The 15,764-nt window shown below is 66.6% G+C and carries 19 protein-coding genes and 2 pseudogenes; 15 read left to right on the top strand and 6 right to left on the bottom strand.

What is annotated here, in order from left to right:
* Positions 1 to 16 precede the first annotated feature (16 nt).
* Positions 17 to 538: a pyridoxamine 5'-phosphate oxidase family protein gene (locus tag ACYVDK_RS01670; protein ID WP_460516993.1), complete on the top strand. Its 522-nt coding sequence runs from the start codon at positions 17 to 19 to the stop codon at positions 536 to 538.
* On the opposite strand, the gene ACYVDK_RS01665 is transcribed toward ACYVDK_RS01670, so the two are convergent.
* Both ACYVDK_RS01665 and ACYVDK_RS01660 read right to left on the bottom strand, forming a co-directional pair.
* A complete protein-coding gene (locus ACYVDK_RS01665; protein WP_460516989.1) occupies positions 476 to 946 on the bottom strand; it encodes a hypothetical protein in 471 nt (156 codons plus the stop codon). The genes ACYVDK_RS01670 and ACYVDK_RS01665 overlap by 63 nt on opposite strands.
* A 266-nt stretch (positions 947 to 1,212) precedes the next feature.
* Complete coding sequence (locus ACYVDK_RS01660) at positions 1,213 to 2,412, bottom strand: integrase catalytic domain-containing protein (RefSeq protein WP_460516986.1); 1,200 nt, start codon at positions 2,410 to 2,412, stop codon at positions 1,213 to 1,215.
* A gap of 153 nt (positions 2,413 to 2,565) precedes the next feature.
* On the opposite strand from ACYVDK_RS01660, the gene ACYVDK_RS01655 reads away from it, so the two are divergent.
* Positions 2,566 to 3,234: a VOC family protein gene (locus ACYVDK_RS01655; protein ID WP_460516983.1), complete on the top strand. Its 669-nt coding sequence runs from the start codon at positions 2,566 to 2,568 to the stop codon at positions 3,232 to 3,234.
* A gap of 21 nt (positions 3,235 to 3,255) precedes the next feature.
* Here ACYVDK_RS01655 and ACYVDK_RS01650 read toward each other — a convergent pair whose 3' ends face one another.
* Positions 3,256 to 3,600: a YciI family protein gene (locus tag ACYVDK_RS01650; RefSeq protein ID WP_460516980.1), complete on the bottom strand. Its 345-nt coding sequence runs from the start codon at positions 3,598 to 3,600 to the stop codon at positions 3,256 to 3,258.
* A 153-nt stretch (positions 3,601 to 3,753) separates the two neighbouring features.
* Here ACYVDK_RS01650 and ACYVDK_RS01645 point away from each other — a divergent pair, with 153 nt between their 5' ends.
* The 6 genes from ACYVDK_RS01645 to ACYVDK_RS01620 all read left to right on the top strand — a co-directional run bounded on the left by ACYVDK_RS01645 (position 3,754) and on the right by ACYVDK_RS01620 (position 7,064).
* Positions 3,754 to 4,092, top strand: a complete 339-nt coding sequence (locus tag ACYVDK_RS01645) for an ArsR/SmtB family transcription factor (protein ID WP_460516977.1) — start codon at positions 3,754 to 3,756, stop codon at positions 4,090 to 4,092.
* A gap of 1 nt (position 4,093) precedes the next feature.
* Positions 4,094 to 4,741, top strand: coding sequence for a dihydrofolate reductase family protein (locus tag ACYVDK_RS01640; RefSeq protein ID WP_460516974.1), 648 nt, complete (start codon positions 4,094 to 4,096; stop codon positions 4,739 to 4,741).
* 10 nt (positions 4,742 to 4,751) lie between these two features.
* Positions 4,752 to 5,219, top strand: a complete 468-nt coding sequence (locus ACYVDK_RS01635) for an SRPBCC family protein (RefSeq protein ID WP_460516971.1) — start codon at positions 4,752 to 4,754, stop codon at positions 5,217 to 5,219.
* A 215-nt stretch (positions 5,220 to 5,434) separates the two neighbouring features.
* Positions 5,435 to 6,040, top strand: coding sequence for a cation diffusion facilitator family transporter (locus ACYVDK_RS01630; RefSeq protein ID WP_460516968.1), 606 nt, complete (start codon positions 5,435 to 5,437; stop codon positions 6,038 to 6,040).
* A gap of 62 nt (positions 6,041 to 6,102) precedes the next feature.
* Complete coding sequence (locus tag ACYVDK_RS01625; RefSeq protein ID WP_460516965.1) at positions 6,103 to 6,474, top strand: hypothetical protein; 372 nt, start codon at positions 6,103 to 6,105, stop codon at positions 6,472 to 6,474.
* Positions 6,471 to 7,064 (top strand): cation diffusion facilitator family transporter, encoded by a 594-nt coding sequence (locus ACYVDK_RS01620; RefSeq protein ID WP_460516962.1) that lies wholly within the window; start codon positions 6,471 to 6,473, stop codon positions 7,062 to 7,064. The genes ACYVDK_RS01625 and ACYVDK_RS01620 overlap by 4 nt, the downstream gene beginning before the upstream one ends.
* A 35-nt stretch (positions 7,065 to 7,099) precedes the next feature.
* Here ACYVDK_RS01620 and ACYVDK_RS01615 read toward each other — a convergent pair whose 3' ends face one another.
* Both ACYVDK_RS01615 and ACYVDK_RS01610 read right to left on the bottom strand, forming a co-directional pair.
* Positions 7,100 to 7,408, bottom strand: coding sequence for a thioredoxin family protein (locus ACYVDK_RS01615; RefSeq protein WP_460516959.1), 309 nt, complete (start codon positions 7,406 to 7,408; stop codon positions 7,100 to 7,102).
* Positions 7,409 to 7,536: 128 nt separating this feature from the next.
* Entirely contained in the window at positions 7,537 to 8,079 is a 543-nt protein-coding gene (locus ACYVDK_RS01610) for a TetR-like C-terminal domain-containing protein (protein ID WP_460516957.1), read from the bottom strand.
* A gap of 59 nt (positions 8,080 to 8,138) precedes the next feature.
* Between ACYVDK_RS01610 and ACYVDK_RS01605 the strand changes: the two genes are divergently transcribed.
* Positions 8,139 to 8,960, top strand: coding sequence for an SDR family NAD(P)-dependent oxidoreductase (locus ACYVDK_RS01605; protein WP_460516954.1), 822 nt, complete (start codon positions 8,139 to 8,141; stop codon positions 8,958 to 8,960).
* A 100-nt stretch (positions 8,961 to 9,060) separates the two neighbouring features.
* Here the strand turns inward: ACYVDK_RS01605 and ACYVDK_RS01600 are convergent, their stop codons facing one another.
* Complete coding sequence (locus ACYVDK_RS01600; protein ID WP_460516951.1) at positions 9,061 to 9,816, bottom strand: SDR family oxidoreductase; 756 nt, start codon at positions 9,814 to 9,816, stop codon at positions 9,061 to 9,063.
* 35 nt (positions 9,817 to 9,851) lie between these two features.
* Between ACYVDK_RS01600 and ACYVDK_RS01595 the strand changes: the two genes are divergently transcribed.
* From ACYVDK_RS01595 to ACYVDK_RS01570, 6 genes and pseudogenes are all read left to right on the top strand, one after another.
* Positions 9,852 to 10,496, top strand: a complete 645-nt coding sequence (locus tag ACYVDK_RS01595) for a TetR/AcrR family transcriptional regulator (RefSeq protein ID WP_460516948.1) — start codon at positions 9,852 to 9,854, stop codon at positions 10,494 to 10,496.
* Positions 10,497 to 10,711: 215 nt separating this feature from the next.
* A pseudogene (gene istA, locus ACYVDK_RS01590) lies at positions 10,712 to 11,927 on the top strand (IS21 family transposase).
* Positions 11,927 to 12,448 (top strand): annotated as a pseudogene (locus ACYVDK_RS01585) (ATP-binding protein); the annotation flags it as partial. The pseudogenes istA and ACYVDK_RS01585, both read left to right, overlap by 1 nt.
* A 172-nt stretch (positions 12,449 to 12,620) precedes the next feature.
* Entirely contained in the window at positions 12,621 to 13,787 is a 1,167-nt protein-coding gene (locus tag ACYVDK_RS01580) for a tyrosine-type recombinase/integrase (protein WP_460516945.1), read from the top strand.
* Positions 13,784 to 14,716 (top strand): site-specific integrase, encoded by a 933-nt coding sequence (locus ACYVDK_RS01575; protein ID WP_460516942.1) that lies wholly within the window; start codon positions 13,784 to 13,786, stop codon positions 14,714 to 14,716. The genes ACYVDK_RS01580 and ACYVDK_RS01575 overlap by 4 nt, the downstream gene beginning before the upstream one ends.
* Positions 14,713 to 15,705, top strand: a complete 993-nt coding sequence (locus tag ACYVDK_RS01570) for a tyrosine-type recombinase/integrase (RefSeq protein ID WP_460516939.1) — start codon at positions 14,713 to 14,715, stop codon at positions 15,703 to 15,705. Before ACYVDK_RS01575 ends, ACYVDK_RS01570 begins: the two co-directional genes overlap by 4 nt.
* The last annotated feature ends 59 nt before the right edge of the window (positions 15,706 to 15,764 follow it).

Below are 15,764 nucleotides of genomic sequence, written 5' to 3'. Positions count from 1 at the left end.
CAGGTAGTCTTCCCGCGTGCATCCTGATGCTGACGACCCCCGTTCTCTGGCCGCCTTCGTGCGACATGTCGGTGCCGGGGTCGTCGCGACCGTGACCGCGCAGGGCGCGCCCGAAGCCGCGTTCGTCGGCCTGGCAGCACTCGATGACGGAACACTGATCTTCGACAGCCCCTCCGGCTACCGCAAGATCGAGAACCTTCGCGCGTGCGATCGGGTCGCGGTCGTCGTGGGGACCGACGGCGATGTGAGCGTGCAGCTGGAGGGGACGGCCTTCCTGGCCTTCGGTGCGGAGCGCGAGCGCCTCGGAACGGCGTACCTCGAGCAGTTCCCCGGTTCTCGCGCGCTCTCGGCCGGCTTCGTCGTGGTCGGCGTGCGCCCGACCTGGGTGCGTGTCTATGACGCCTCCGACGAACAGCCTGTCGTCACCGAGGCGTATTGGAGCGAGAGTGACGGGCAGTGGCTCCTCGCCGTCGGGTCAGACGATCCATCGGACGAGAACGTAGACGCCGAAGACCACGATCACGACTCCGACGAGTAGATCCGTCCATGTTGCGACGGCTTCCTGCGGATTCTTCCCCTTCTTGGCCACGTGCATGAGCCCGGCGATCAGAAGGAAGACACCACCGCCGATACCTGCAGGCAATGCCCATCCGGGCACGAGAGCCAGCAAGCCGGCGACACCCATACCGAGGTTCGCGGTCCCGAGCTCGCGAGTGAGCTGCTTCTCTTGCATGGTGGGAGTCCCGGCGCCGAGGATCTTCGCCGTGGGCGCTCTACCGCTGATCTGAACGGCACCGGCGAGAGCGAGCCGAGTGCCGACACCCCAGAACGCCCACCATTTGCCGAAGACCAGAACGGGATCGCCACCCACCATCGCCAGCTCGATGATCCCCGAGACAATGGGGAGCACGACGGTCTGAAGGATGACCGGAACGAAGTAGCCCACTGGCGCCTCATCTCTTTGTCGGACCGACGACGCGAACGACGCTCGCGCGCGTCATCCGAACGTAGAGAACCACGGATGCCTGCTGCATCTACCGCATCCCCGAGACTTGCGGTCCCATACTGTCGTTTCGCCGCGGGATTAGCGACCGTTTCGGACAGGAATTCCAAGGAGCACGTTGTTCGAGAAGGCTCTCGATGCCCCTGTTGCCTCATGTCAATACCTCCGGGAGATTGGTTCATTGCCTCATCTGAGAACCTTCGCGAAGGTTAAGCGTTCCAAGCCCGGTTGACGGGCGGTTTCACACCGGCCGGTTTCTTCGCCAGTGCGAGCACTTCGAGCCGTCCGGTGAGCGCGAGGATCTGCCGGGACTGGGCCGCGGGCTGGACCCTATTGAACTCGGCGTTCATCCGAATGATCGGCATCTTCCGCATTCCTGGCCAGGTGCTGGCGCGTTGGTGCGGGGTGGTCGCGGTGTCATATCGCTTGATCACTTTCGCGCCATTGCGTTGCTTGAACACGAGCTTCTGCTGCGGCAGGAGATAGTTCGTGAACATCCGGTCGAGTTCCCAAATCTCGTTCAGCAGGGCCAGCTCGGCGTCCGTGTCGTAACGGTGGTAGCCGACGAGTTCACGCACGTGGGTCCAGTTCTTCTGCTCGACATGAGCACCGTCATTGCTGTGACTCGCCCGCGATCTGGTGAAGGTGATCTTGTTCGCCTGGCAGTAGTCGAACAGGTGGTGGTTGATGAACTCGGACCCGTTGTCAGAGTCGATGCCGAGGATCGGGAACGGGAACACCCGGCCGACGTGCATGAGCGCTTCGAACACCCATTTCTCGGCCTTGTTCGCCACTGACCGGTTCACCGTCCACCCGGTCGCGATGTCAGTGACCGTCAGGGTGAAACAGAACTCGCCCGACGCGTTGCCGCCCTCGTGACCGACCAGATCGATCTCCACGAACCCGGGCACCGCGTCGTCCCAGTCCGCCCAGGTGCGGATCGGGATCTGCGACTTCAGTAGCGTCCCGGGCTTGGTATGCGAGCGTCCCCGCGCCATCAGTTTCGCCCGCTCCGGGGCCAACCGGCGATCGATCGTGGCCGCGCTCATGCGCACCAACAGCGCCGCCTCAGCATCAGTGAGGAGAAGCTCGTTATCGCGACGCAGCAACGGCACCAACACGCCCAGCATCGGGGCCAGGCGTTTGCCGGCCGGCGCCCGTAACACTGCCCAGCACTTCACCAGAGCCGCCGTCACCACCGGACCATAGGTCGGTGCCCGCCCGGCCCGGGATTTGACCACCTTCAGCATCAACGCGTCCCGCAACGCCGCCCGGGCATAGTCGCGATGCCACCCGGTCAACTCCACCAACTCGGTCAGGATGCGCCCCTTGCCGGCCCGGTCAGCACTGCGATACGCGAGCGCTTTCTTCCTCGTCACAGCCTGCCGCCGCATCATCGTCAGCTCCATAGAAACAGGCGTAACCCGAACTCATCACCACCCCGATCACCACGCCGCTACGCGGAGGTTTTCAAATGAGGCAACGAATACCGCTACGCGGAGGTTTCCTATGAGTCAACGCGATGCCTTGACGCGCTCCGCCCGTGGCCGTACGTTCGCCCCATGGTCGAGCCCATCACCTCGAAGCAGTTTCACGAAGCGCCTGGTGTCGAAGACTGGCGCGTGCTCTCCGACGGGGCGGCTGCGTACTTCGCAACCGGATCGTTCGCGCAGGGTCTCGAGTTCGTCGACAGAGTCGGGGCGCTGGCGGATGCCGCGAACCATCATCCCGACATCGACCTGCGCTACCCCGCGGTGCTCGTCAAGCTGATGACCCACGAGGTGATGCCGAACGGCTGGCTGACCGAGCGTGACGCCGCCCTCGCCGCGCAGATCTCGGACGTTGCACGCGAACTCGGCATCCCCGCCGACCCCACCAGGGTTCACACGCTTCAGATCGCGATCGATGCCCTCGACATCCCGAAGGTGCAGGCGTTCTGGGCCGCCGTGCTCTCACGATCGGCCACCGAAGACGACCTGTTCGACGGGGACGGGTTCGCCCCCAACTTCTGGTTCCAGCAGATGGATGCCGCCCGCCCGCAGCGCAATCGCATCCACATCGACCTGTACGTGCCGGCGGACCAGGCGCAGACCCGCATCGCCGCAGCTCTCGCGGCAGGCGGAACGCTCGTGCGTGACAACGGCCCGCTGTGGTGCACGCTCGCCGACCCGGAGGGCAACGAGGTCGACATCGCGCCGTGGCCCGACACCTGGTCGGGCCACGGCGCCTGATCCTGCGAATCGATCCGTTGGTCAGCCGCCGATGAACCCGCCCTCGACCGGGCGCACTTCGACGCCACCGCCCTGCCGGTTGATCGGGTTGCGGCGGGCGGTCTCCAGCGCGGAGCCGAGGTCATCCGCCTCGATCACGTAGAAGCCGGCGATGAATTCCTTGCTCTCCGCGAAGGGGCCGTCTGTCACCGCGCCGTCACGAACCGAGACGGCGGTCGCAACCGCCGGCTGCAGTGCGAAGGCGGCCACCATCTCACCGGATGCGATGAGTTCGTCGGCGTAACCGTCGTGGGTGTCCCGCTCCTCGATCGTCGTCTCGGCGGTCGAGGCATCCGGGCCGTAGATGAGGACTGCGTATTGAGGCACGGGCTGCTCCGTTCACGGGTACGGGCGGGGTTTCCGTCCGATATCTCTTCGTCGAACAGGATGCGGAGTATTCGACAGGGACCGCAATGCCGGGGACCGGGTTCGGGCCACAGCGGGTTGACGAAGCGACGCCAGGCATCCATACTTAGGCATATGCCTAAGTATCACGACGAGTTGGACGCCGTGCTCCGCGCCCTCGCGGATCCGACGCGTCGGGCCGTCGTGGAACGGTTGGCCACGTCTCCGGCCGTCGTGTCGGAACTCGCCGCGCCGTTCTCGATGGCGTTGCCCTCGCTGATGCAGCACCTGCGCGTGCTCGAGGATGCGGGATTGATCACGTCGGAGAAGAACGGACGCGTCCGCACCGTGAGCCTGGTCCCCGGCGCCCTCGACGTGCTGCACCTGTGGCTCGGCGAGCAGCGAACCCCGGCAGAACGCCAAGCCGACCGGCTCGGCATCCACCTGGCTCGAACCGCACCGAAAGAAAGCTGACATGTCACGAGTACGAATCGACCTGTTCCTCTCCCTCGACGGCTACGTCGCCAGCGCCGAGCCGACCCCAGACAGCCCGATGGGCGAGGACTGGGAGCGCCTCACGGCCGCCTACACTGCAACGCGCACGTTCCGGAGCGTGGTCTTCGGCGACACGAGCGGGGCCGGCACCACGGGCGTCGACGACAAGCACGCTTCCGCCTTCTTCGAGGGCATCGGAGCGGAGATCATGGGTGCGGGAATGTTCGGTCTGCACTCCTTCCCCGACGACCCGGACTGGAAGGGCTGGTGGGGGGAGGAGCCGCCGTTCCACACCCCGGTCTACGTGCTGACGCACACGGCGCCGCGCCCGCCTCTCCCGATGGACGGCGGAACGGTCTTCAACTTCCGCAACGAGGCCGTCGAGACCGTGCTGGCCGAGGCGACCGAGGCCGCGGCCGGCCACGACGTGCGCGTCGGCGGGGGCATCGGCACCGCGCGCGAGTTCCTGCTCGCCGGGCTCGTCGATCACCTGCACCTCATGATCGCCCCGGTCATCCTCGGCCGGGGAACTCGGCTGTGGGATGACCTGGGCGGGCTCGAGCGCACCCACACCGTAGCAACGGAGGTAGCCGAAAGCGGCACCATCCACGTCGACTTCACCCGATAGGACCAGCCTCATGACCATCGAACGTCGTCTCGCCCACTCCGGATTCACTCTGGTCCGCGACTATCCGGTGACCGTCGAACGAGTCTGGGACGCGTTCGCGATCGAGGAGCAGAAGTTCCAGTGGTTCGGTGAAGGCGATGCCTTCGAGACCGGCGAATGGGCCTTCGACTTCCGCGTCGGTGGGCACGACATCGCGGAAGGAGCCTTTCACGACGGCCCGGTGTCGCGGTATGTGTCCACGTACACCGACATCGTCACCCACGTACGCATCGTCGCCACCTACGACATGTGGCTCGATGGAACTCACATGTCGACTTCGATCGCCTCCTTCGAGTTCGAATCCGTCGAGAACGGCACCCGCCTCACGCACGTCGAGCACGGCGCCTTCTTCGACCGGTTCTGGGCCGACGGTCCGAACCGGGAGGCGGGTAGCCGCGGAATTCTCGAGACCCTCGGCGACTACCTCGCGGGGAGCTGAACATCCGTCGGTCGGACGCAATCGCGGCGACCTGTCCTGCTTCACGGTGTCGAAGTACGGCAGCGGGTTCCCGATGCCCGTCAACCAACGCCTGACCCGACCGGCCGGCGGCACCCGGCCGCCCGTTAGGCTCGCAGGATGCGGAGACGTCGGGCTGCGAGCGCATCACGGTGACCGGCGCCCGTTCGATTCCCCGATGGAGCCAGCGACGACGGTTGAGCATCGTGCTCGGCTTGAACGCGGCGCTGATCGTGGGGCTCGTCGTGGTCGGCCTGCTGGCGGGTTCGGTGAGCGTGCTCGCCGCGGCCGGCGACACAGTGGGGGACTGCCTCGGCTTGGCGCTCGGCCTGGTCGCTGTCACCCTGCGCGATCGCGACCCCGATCACCCGCATGCACAACGTCCGATCGCGCTGGCCGCGCTGGTGAACTCGTGCCTTCTGCTCGTGGTGACCGTCTCGGTCGTGGTCGAGGCGGTCGCCCGACTCGTGGCGGGTTCGCCGCACGTGTCCGGGCTCCCCGTGCTGATCGTGAGCGTGATCACCGTGCTGGTCATGCTCGCCGGTGCGGCGGTCTTGGGCTTCTCTGCAGCGGACGAAGACATCCACATGCGCTCGGTGCTGCTGGATGCGTTCGCGGATGCGGCCGCCGCGGCAGGTGTCGCCATCGCGGGCGCCATCATCCTGATCACCGGTGGCCTGTTCTGGCTGGACCCTGTGGTCGCCCTGGTCATCTCCGCGTTCATCGGGGTTGCGGCCGTGCGGCTCGGCGTGAAGGCGATCGCTGCCCTGCGCCGCCAGGCGGTCGACTTCGACGACGACTAGTCGCACGATGAGAGCAGGCGAGACGGAGGCATGCACCGGTGACCAAGGCGACGGAATCTACCATGGCTTCGGGCCGCGTGATGATGCGGATCGGCTGGATCTGCCTGGCCGTGGTGAGCCTGGGCATCCTCGGCTTCGGCCTCGTCGTCGCCCTGGCACCGATGGGCGCCGATGAGCTGCTGTACAAGGCGGACGGGCTGGCCTCGATCGGTCTGGGCCTGTTCGGCGGTCTGATCGCCGTGATCCCGTTCCGGCGCCGGGAACGCTGCGCGTGGTGGGCGCTCTGGTTCTACCCGGTGTTCTGGGCGCTGCACCTGATCGGCGGTCTGCCGCCGGGCACTGATCACATCCACCAGATCGTCTTCATCGTGCTCTCCCTGCTCGGGCTGCTCCTGCCGATCGGGAGCTTCTTCGCACGCAAAGTGGTGGCATGACGGTCACGGATGCCGCGAGGCACGCTCGGCTTCTGCGGGTCGGCTTCGCCTTGGAGTGGATCACGCTGTGCTGGAACGTGGTCGGCGTGGTCCTGCTGGCGGTTCTGGCGTTCACATCCGCCTCCGTGGCGCTCGCCGGTTTCGGGCTGGACTCACTGATCGAGATCGGCGCCAGCGCTGTCGTGCTCTGGGAGCTGTCCGGCACCGGTGAGCACCGGCAGAGGTTCGCTCTCCGCCTCATCGGCATCGCCTTCGTCGCTCTGGCCGCCTACCTCCTGGTGCAGACGGCTGTGGCGCTGCTGACCGGACACCGTGCGGATGGCAGCGTCGGCGGCATCGTCTGGACAGCGGTCACCGCGGTCTGCATGTTCACCCTGGCCGCCTTCAAGACCCGCACCGGCCGTGCTCTGGGGAACACGGTGCTGCGGGCCGAGGGCCGCGTAACCATGATCGACGGTCTCCTGGCGTGCGCCGTCTTGCTCGGTGTCCTGCTCAACACGCTGCTGGGTTGGTGGTGGGCGGACTCCGCGGCAACGCTCGTCATCGTCTATTACGCGATCCGCGAAGCCGTCGACATCTTTCGCCCGTAGAAATCCAAGTCGCACCACATGCGACGCGCTGTTGTTCAGACGTCGTGTGCGAGGACTGCGGCGAGCTGTTCGACCATCGGGGCGCCGGCCAGACCGTTGGGCGTCTGGTAGATGCGGCATGCCAGTTCCCCCACCGGGCCACTGCTCGGGAAGGGGTCGACGCCGTTCACCAGGATCGTCGGTGACCCGGAGAACGGCGTGGCACGGGCATCCGCGGGCGACGCGATGAGCCGAATGGTGATCTCCGGTTCGGGCACGCCCGCGTTCGCGGCCGCCTGCGCGAGCAGCCCGGGGACCAGCCGCCAGTTGGGACAATCATCGGTATGCAGGATCGTGATCTCCACACCTGAATCCTCGCCCTTGCGCCGCATCCTGGCACGGCACGCCGTCGTTGAGCGAATACACCTTCGCTCGAGGACGGCCCCGGCCGTGTGGGCGATGCGAGTCGGGACGCCATTGTTTGCGGCTCGCGTCACGATGTCCCGCGCACCGTCCTGTCCACGTGCGCTCGCACCCACTCCGAATCGAACGGGCCGGTGCGAAGCAGCCATCGGTGAAAGATCGGGCCGACGAACAGCTCTGCGGCGCCGTCCGGATCGGGCACGTTCTCCCGACGAAAGCGGTTCGCGATAGCGCTGAGCTGCGGCCTGAGGAGCCGCTCACGGTACTGTGTCGCGAGTCCCTCGTCCGCCTGCATCTCGGCGGTGACGGCCCGCAGCAGGGGCTCGTGGGTTGGATCGGTGAGCTCGGCAATGGTCGCCACCGTTAGCGCTTCTAGATCTGTGGCGAGATTGCCCGATTCCGGCACCACGACAACATCGTTCTCGTCCGTACTCCGAGCCAGGAGGGCATCGAACAGGACCGCACCGGTCGATGGCCAAGTTCGGTAGAGAGTCTGTTTGCTGATGCCGGCCCGCCCCGCTATCCCTTCCATCGTGATCGATCCGACCCGAGTCTCACGCGCGAGAGAGAGCACGGCCTTGTGCACTTTCGAGCGGGTCTGCTGACGTGCCATACAAGAACATTATTCGATCAAACGAGACGGTGCGTCCAGTTTTTGGTTATGGTGACGGGATGACTTCACCTCAGACATGGATGATCACCGGAGCCAATCGGGGCCTGGGCCGAGCACTCACGTTGCGGGCTCTCGACGCCGGGCATGCCGTGGTCGCAACGGTGAGAGGCGAGCACTCTCTGCCCGTGCACGAACGCCTGACCGTACTGACCCTCGACGTTCGTGACCGCCGCGCGGGGCACGATGCCGTGGAGTTGGCCGCTGCTCGTCTTGGTCGAATCGACGTCCTCGTGAACAACGCGGGCCACGGCCTGATCGGCGCTGTCGAGGAGGCGTCCGAAGAGGATGCCCGCGCGATCTTCGACACGAACCTGCTCGGGCCGTTCTGGCTGAGCCAAGCCGCCATCCCGATCATGCGTGGCCAGGGGTCGGGGCACATCGTTCAGATCTCGACCGTGGGAGCGGTAGGCACAATGCCGATGCTCGGGCTCTACAACGCCACGAAATGGGGCCTGGAGGCGTTCAGCGAGGCGATGGCAGCAGAAGTGCAGCGATTCGGCATCCGGGTCTCCCTCATCGAACCGGGGGCGCTCGACACCGACTGGGCAGGAGCGAGCATGCGATTCAGCGCACCAGTGAACGCCTACGACGCTCTGCGATCCGAGATGTTCGGCACTGCCGAAGTTCCGTGGCCGCAGGGCGAGTCCGCCGGAGGAACAACGCCGGAGGATGCTGCGACGGTGATCCTGGCGAGCGTAGCCGCGACGGATGACCACCGCTTACGTGTGCTCGTCGGGGACGACGCGCCGGCTCAGGTGCGGGCCGCACTCGATCTTCGCCACGAGGACTACGCGCGCGACCCCCGCTTCCCCATCACCTAGCGATCCTTGGTTTTTCACCGTTCCGACAGCGGCGACCAGTTCCGTGTTGCAGAAGCGGGGGTCCGGTGCGGGCGATCAGCGCTCGTCGTGCGGTTCAGCGTCAGGCTGCTAGCCCACTTCCGCCGGCGACGACGATGTTCTGGCCCGTCAGATAGGCGGCACCGTCTGATGCGAGGAAGGCGACCGTCTCAGCGATCTCCCGGGCGTCGCCGAGCCGGCCGAACGGGATCCTGTCAGCGAGGGCCTGTTTCCGTTCTTTGACGGCTTCCGCGGGTGCGCCGAACTTCGACCAGATCGGGGTATCGATCGCGCCGGGACTCACGGCGTTCACCCGGATGCGACGCGGTGCGAGCTCGAGGGCTAGCGACGGCACCATAGACAGCAGCGCACCGCGACTTGCGGCGGCAACGCTTCCACCGGCTATGCCGAACGGCGGTGTTGCACCGATGCCGACGGTGAAGACGATCGCTGCGCCGTCGACGAGCAGAGGAAGGGCGCCCTGGACCGTGAAGAACGCGCCCTTCGTGTTGATCTCGATCACCTCGTCCCACGTCCGCTCGTCGACGGACCCGAGGGGCGTCGACCGGCTGACTCCCGCGTTGACGAACAGCGCTGTCAATCGGCCGAAGCGGTCTCGGACCTCGCCGATCATGCGTCGCGTGTCGTCGAGAGAACGGGAATCCGCCTGGATCACGAGGAGGTCGCCGGGAAGCTCGGCGCGCGCTCGCGCAGTGCTTGCGGTCCCCTGCCCGGTGAGGGCAACCCGGTATCCGCGCTCATGCAGGAGCACGGCGGTGGCTCGGCCGATGCCGCTCGTTCCACCGGTGATCAGTACCGCAGAATCCAATGTAGTCATAGACAACATTGTGTGCGCGGGATAGGATGTTGTCAATGACTACATCGGCTGCTCGCGGGTCCACCGAGCGCATGCGTTCGTACCACCACGGCAATCTGCGCGACGAGCTGCTGGTCACGGCCGAGCAGGTGCTGCGCGAGGAGGGCGCCGATCATGTCACCCTGCGCGATCTCGCCCGAAGGGCAGGAGTCAGCCATGCCGCGCCGAGCCGGCACTTCCCGGATCGGAACGCTCTCCTCGTTGCGCTTGCGGCGACGGGCTACGAGCGTCTCGGCCATCGCGTGATCGAGGCTGCCGATTCGGCGGCCGAAGGCTTCGACGCACAGTTCCGAGCGGTCGCGTCCGCCTTCGTGCGCTTCGCCATCGACAACGCGGCCCTGCTGGATGTCATGTTCTCGATCGGGAAGGGCCGAGGCTCGGCCGTCCTCCAGGATGCGACCAGCGCCTTGTACGGCGCGTTCGGATCTCTAGTGGAGCGAGGCCTGGAGCGTGGGAGGCTACGTGGTCTCGACTCGGCTCGACTGCGACCGCTGATCATCGCGACACTGCAGGGTGTGGCAGCGTTCGCCGCCGCGGGTGCCTTGCCCGTGGAGCAGGTGGATGACTTGGTCGAAGATGCCTGCGCCCTGTTCCTCCGTGACCCCGAGACTGGCCTGTCGCTGCGTGCTCGACGCGGTTGATCGCAATGGCCGCCCTACGTGTATGTTCCGGGCCATGATGGCGATGATCACCGCGGATTCCACGACACTTGGCGGCGACATCTGGCTCGGGTTCCCGGCCAGATGGCGAATCCCTACGGGAGACGCTGTCCGCCATGTTTCGCATGCGGTGTCGGCGGCGGTTGAAAACTGGTCAGTTTCGGCGGTGAAAAGTGGTCACTCATCACGATTGGAGAGTGATCACCTTGGAGGACTGGGCGCTGATTCGGAGGCTGGCTGCGGAGGGTGTCCCGAAGGCGCGTATCGCGGAGCGGCTGGGGGTCTCTCGGACGACGGTGTTGAAGGCGGTGCGGTCGGAGTCGCCGCCGCGGTATGAGCGGGTGGCGACGGAGTCGTCGTTCGTCGCGTTCGAATCGCGGGTGCGGGTGCTGCTTGCGGAGACGCCCGATACGCCGGCGACGGTGCTCGCGGAGCGGGTCGGCTGGTCGGGGTCGATCACGTGGTTCCGGGAGAACGTGAAGCGGTTGCGGCCGCAGTTCCGGCCGATCGACCCGGCGGATCGGTTGACGTGGGACCCAGGTGATGCGGCGCAGTGCGATTTGTGGTTCCCGCCGAAGAAGATCCCGCTTGAGGACGGGACGAGCAAGCTGCTGCCGGTGCTGGTGATCACGGCCGCGCACTCCAGATTCATGGTCGCGCGGATGATCCCGACTCGGACGATGGAGGATCTGCTGCTGGCGTCGTGGGAGTTGATCCAGCAGCTGGGGCGGGTGCCGCGGCGGCTGATCTGGGACAACGAGGCCGGGATCGGGCGGGGGCATCGCCCCGCGCAGGGCGTCGCGGCGTTCATGGGCACGCTGGCCACGAAGCTGGTGCTGCTGCCGCCACGGGACCCGGAGTCCAAGGGGGTCGTGGAGCGCCGCAAGGGCTGGTTCGAGACATCGTTCATGCCGCGCCGGTCGTTCCTGTCGCCGGAAGACTTCACTCTCCAGTTCGGTGACTGGCTGGATCGAGCGAACCGGCGGGTGGTGCGCACGACCGGTGCGGCGCCGATCGAACGGGTGGAAGCGGATCGCGCCGCGATGCTGCCGTTTGCCGCCGATCCCGCTGCACTTGGGCTGGCGCAACAACATCCGGCTGGGCCGGGATTACTACGTCCGCCTCGACACGAACGACTACTCCGTCGACCCCGCTGTCATTGGACGGATGGTCGACGTCAGCGCCGACCTGGAACGGGTGAAAGTCCGCGCCGACGGGCGGATCGTCGCCGACCACGCCCGGGTCTGGGCGCGCGGGACAACGGTCACCGATCCTGCCCACGTGGAGATCGCGGCTCAGTTGCGTAAGCAGTTCCAGCAGCACCGCATCGCCGCTGCGGGCGGGAACGATCTGATCCGTGATCTCGCGGACTACGACCGTGCGTTCGGTCTCATCGACGGCGGGCTGCAGTGATGGCCGCCACGAAGAGCACCACCGAATCGGTGAAGCAGATCACCTATCTCGCCGGCGCGCTGAAGGCACCACGGATCACCGAAGCCGCCGGCCGGATGGCCGACCAGGCCCGGGACGCGGGCTGGTCGTTCGAGGACTACCTTGCCGCCGTCCTGGAACGCGAAGTCTCAGCCCGAAACGCCTCTGGCGCCGAGCTGCGCATCAAAGCGGCGGGCTTCCCCGCCCGGAAGACGCTGGAGGACTTCGACTGGGACGCGCAACCCACCGCCCGGCAGCAGATCGCCGCTCTGGCCTCCGGCGGGTTCCTCATCCAGGCGCAGAACGTGGTGCTGCTCGGCCCACCCGGAACCGGCAAGACCCACCTGGCCACTGCGCTCGGGATCGTCGCCGCACAGCACGGACACCGGGTGCTGTTCGCGACCGCGACCGACTGGGTCACCCGCCTCACCGACGCGCACCGACAGGGGAACCTGCCTCGCGAACTTGCAAGGCTGCGCCGTTACGGGCTGATCATCATCGACTTATGCCGAGACCGCGATTATGCCGAGGTGTCCCGCTGAGCGTGGCGCCCTTTGCGACGTTGCGGGCTGATCGGATCGGCATAGTTTCGGGTGAGGGTTGAGGCTTCGATCGCAGGGCATGGTGCCCTGGATTGGAGCCTTTGTCATGTCTGGTAGTCGCCGTAAGGCTGCCGTGCTTGCCCCGTTCGTCGAGGGGTATCGCGCAGAGCTGGTTGAGCGTGGTTATCCGCCGTCGACGGTGCGGGAGAAGTTGATCGTTTTGGGCCGTCTGGGCAGGTGGATGGCTGCCCGGGACCTCACCGCTGCCGATCTCGATGCCGAGCGTGTCGAGGAGTTCTATGCGTTTCGTACCGTTGATCGGCCGCGCCCTGTCTATGAGCGTCGATACGCGTTGCAGGTGCTCGAGTTCCTCGTCCACCAGGGGGTTGCTGCCCAGCCCGTGCAGGTGGAGCTCGATCCGCTCGAGGCGCTGCTGGTTGTCTACCGCAGCTGGCTGGTGCAGGAACGGGGCCTGGCGTCGGCGACGGTGATCCGGTACAGCAGGACGGCACGAATGTTCCTCCGCGGTCGGGAGGCTGGCGCACGTGTTGAGGGTCTCGACGGGAGCGAGGTTTACGCGTTCTTGTTGGAGGAGGCGCGCCGGTGCAGTGTCGGGGCGGCGAAGGGGCGGGTCGCGGAGATGCGCAGTCTGCTGCGGTTCTTGTTCGCCACCGGCCGCGCACAGAGGCAGTTGGCGGCGTCGGTGCCGCCGGTGGCGGGGTGGCGGGATACCGGGCTGCCGAAGAGTCTGCCGTCGGAGTCGATCCGCAAGCTCGTGGACAGCTGCGACCAGCAGACCCCGATGGGCAGGCGCGACGTTGTGATGCTCCTGCTGCTGGCCCGGTTGGGGCTGCGTTCGATCGAGGTGGCCCGGCTGCGTCTTGAGGACGTGCACTGGCGCACTGGGGAGATCGAGGTCCGTGGGAAAGCGCGCCGTATCGACCGGATGCCGTTGCCGGCCGAGGTGGGGCAGGCCATCGTGGGCTATCTGCGGGATGGGCGGCCGACTTCGAAGTGTCGGGAGGTGTTCCTGACCTGCCGGGCGCCGATCCGTCCGATCCGTGCTGACCTGGTCGGGGATGTCGTCCAGCGCGGCTGCATCCGCGCCGGGATCCAGCACATGGGTGCGCATCGGCTCCGGCACGCCCTGGCCACGAGCATGGTGGCTTCCGGGGTGCCGATCATTCAGATCAGCCAGGTGCTGCGGCACCAGGACCTTGCCACGACCGCCCTCTATGCGAAAGTCGAGTTCGACGCGCTACGGCAGGTCGCGAAGCCGTGGCCGGGAGTCCTCCAGTGACCGGCCTGGAATCGGCTCTGGCGGATTACCTCGCCCTGCGCCGCGGTCTCGGTCACCAGCTCGCCGAGCCCGCCCGGTTGCTGCCAAGGTTCGTGGCGTGGATGGACGCGACCGGGCAGAACACGGTGACGGTGCGCTCCGCACTGGAATGGGTTCAGCAACCGGAAGTTGGCCCGGACAGCACCGTGCCGGGGTGCCGGATGACCGCGGTGCGCGGCTTCGCCCGCTACCTCTCCGGCATTGATCCCGCGACCGAGATCCCGCCGCACGGGCTGGTCCCCTCCCGGCAGAGATGGAAAGCCCCGTACATCTACACGAAGCAGGACATTGCCACGCTGCTTCAGGCGGCCGGCCGGCTCCGGTTCGGCCGGGACAGCACGACCTACACGGTGCTGTTCGGGCTGCTGGCAGCTACCGGGATGCGAGTGAGCGAGGTGCTGCAGCTGGATCTCGAGGACGTGGACCTCGACGCCGGAGTGCTCACAATCCGTGAGTCGAAGTTCGGCAAGTCGCGGCATGTTCCCGTGCACGCCTCGACCACCGGGGCGTTGACCAGTTACTGGCAGCAGCGGGCGGAGTTCCGACCCCAGGAGGGCAACGCGAGCTTCCTGGTCTCCCGCACCGGGCGCAGGCTGATCTATGAGTCGGTATTCAGCGTCTTCGACCACCTGCGTGCCGAGACCGGGATCGGAGCCGGCGCCCCGCGGCGGCCGCGGATCCACGACCTGCGACACACGTTCGCGGTGACGACGCTGCTGGGCTGGTACCGCGACGGGCAGGACGTGGCCGGACTGCTTCCCCGGCTTTCCACCTACCTCGGCCACCGCGAACCGCGGATGACGTACTGGTACCTCCAGGCCGTCCCGGAGCTGCTCGCCCACGCCGCTGGCAGGCTCGAACCAATCATCGGGGCGGTGATCCCGGAATGACCAGGATCTCCGCCACTTTGCAGTCGTTCTTCACCGACCGTCTCGCCAGGCAGAAGCGCGCCAGCTCACACACCATCGCCGCATACCGTGACACCCTCCGCCTCCTCCTGGCCTATGCCAAGAAGAAGACCGGGACCTCGCCGGAACGGCTGGACTGGGCACAACTGGACGCCCAGCTGATCGGCGACTTCCTCGACGACCTCGAGCAGGCCAGGGGCAACACGATCCGCACTCGCAATGCCAGGCTCACCGCGATCAGGTCGCTCTATTCCTACGCTGCCCTGCTGCACCCCGAGCACGCTGCGACGATCGCGCAGGTCCTCGCTATCCCAGCCAAGAGGTTCGAGAAAGCCACCATCACCTACCTGAACGAGACCGAGACCAAGGCGCTGCTGGTCACACCCGACCGCTCGACCTGGGAAGGCCGGCGCGACTTCGCCCTGATCCTCACCGCGATCCAAACCGGGCTGCGACTCTCCGAGCTGCTGGGCCTGAATCGGGCCGACATCACTCTCGGCACCGGGGCGAACCTGCGCTGCGAAGGCAAAGGCAGAAAGCACCGGGCCGTCCCACTCGACGACACCGTGCAGAACGTCCTCACCGGCTGGCTCATCCACGACCGGCAAGCCACACCGGACCAACCCGTGTTCACCACCCGAGGTGGCAAGAGACTCAGCCCCGATGCCGTGCAACGCCGGATCATTCTCTACGCCGCCCGCGCCACTGCAGCCTGCCCTAGCCTGGCCGGGCGCAGGCTCCATCCGCACGTCTTCCGACACACCGCGGCGATGAATCTGCTGCACGGCGGAGTCGACACCACCGTCATCGCGCTCTGGCTCGGCCACGCGGACGTGCGATCCACCAACGCCTACCTCCACGCAGACCTCGCGATCAAAGAACGCGCCCTGCAAAAGGTCGCGCCTCAGGACGCACCACAAGGCCGATATCGCGCCCCGGACAAGCTGCTCGCGTTCCTGGAAGCCCTATAACTATGCCGACACTCAGGACCGCACCGCGCGCTCACGCCCCGCCAACAACAGGCGGCCGG

The sequence above is a fragment of the Humibacter antri genome (genome assembly GCF_054777235.1).
The sequence above is the reverse complement of the archived record's forward strand: the minus strand, read 5'-3'. Positions and strand labels throughout refer to the sequence as shown.

What these genes read in the sequence shown, in the direction of transcription:
- ACYVDK_RS01660 (WP_460516986.1), bottom strand. Translation starts at nt 2,412, where the DNA reads ATGGAGCTGACGATGATGCGGCGGCAGGCTGTGACGAGGAAGAAAGCG.
- ACYVDK_RS01655 (WP_460516983.1), top strand. Translation starts at nt 2,566, where the DNA reads ATGGTCGAGCCCATCACCTCGAAGCAGTTTCACGAAGCGCCTGGTGTC.
- ACYVDK_RS01645 (WP_460516977.1), top strand. Translation starts at nt 3,754, where the DNA reads ATGCCTAAGTATCACGACGAGTTGGACGCCGTGCTCCGCGCCCTCGCG.
- ACYVDK_RS01640 (WP_460516974.1), top strand. Translation starts at nt 4,094, where the DNA reads ATGTCACGAGTACGAATCGACCTGTTCCTCTCCCTCGACGGCTACGTC.
- ACYVDK_RS01635 (WP_460516971.1), top strand. Translation starts at nt 4,752, where the DNA reads ATGACCATCGAACGTCGTCTCGCCCACTCCGGATTCACTCTGGTCCGC.
- ACYVDK_RS01625 (WP_460516965.1), top strand. Translation starts at nt 6,103, where the DNA reads ATGGCTTCGGGCCGCGTGATGATGCGGATCGGCTGGATCTGCCTGGCC.
- ACYVDK_RS01620 (WP_460516962.1), top strand. Translation starts at nt 6,471, where the DNA reads ATGACGGTCACGGATGCCGCGAGGCACGCTCGGCTTCTGCGGGTCGGC.
- ACYVDK_RS01610 (WP_460516957.1), bottom strand. Translation starts at nt 8,079, where the DNA reads ATGGCACGTCAGCAGACCCGCTCGAAAGTGCACAAGGCCGTGCTCTCT.
- ACYVDK_RS01605 (WP_460516954.1), top strand. Translation starts at nt 8,139, where the DNA reads ATGACTTCACCTCAGACATGGATGATCACCGGAGCCAATCGGGGCCTG.
- ACYVDK_RS01600 (WP_460516951.1), bottom strand. Translation starts at nt 9,816, where the DNA reads ATGACTACATTGGATTCTGCGGTACTGATCACCGGTGGAACGAGCGGC.
- ACYVDK_RS01595 (WP_460516948.1), top strand. Translation starts at nt 9,852, where the DNA reads ATGACTACATCGGCTGCTCGCGGGTCCACCGAGCGCATGCGTTCGTAC.
- ACYVDK_RS01570 (WP_460516939.1), top strand. Translation starts at nt 14,713, where the DNA reads ATGACCAGGATCTCCGCCACTTTGCAGTCGTTCTTCACCGACCGTCTC.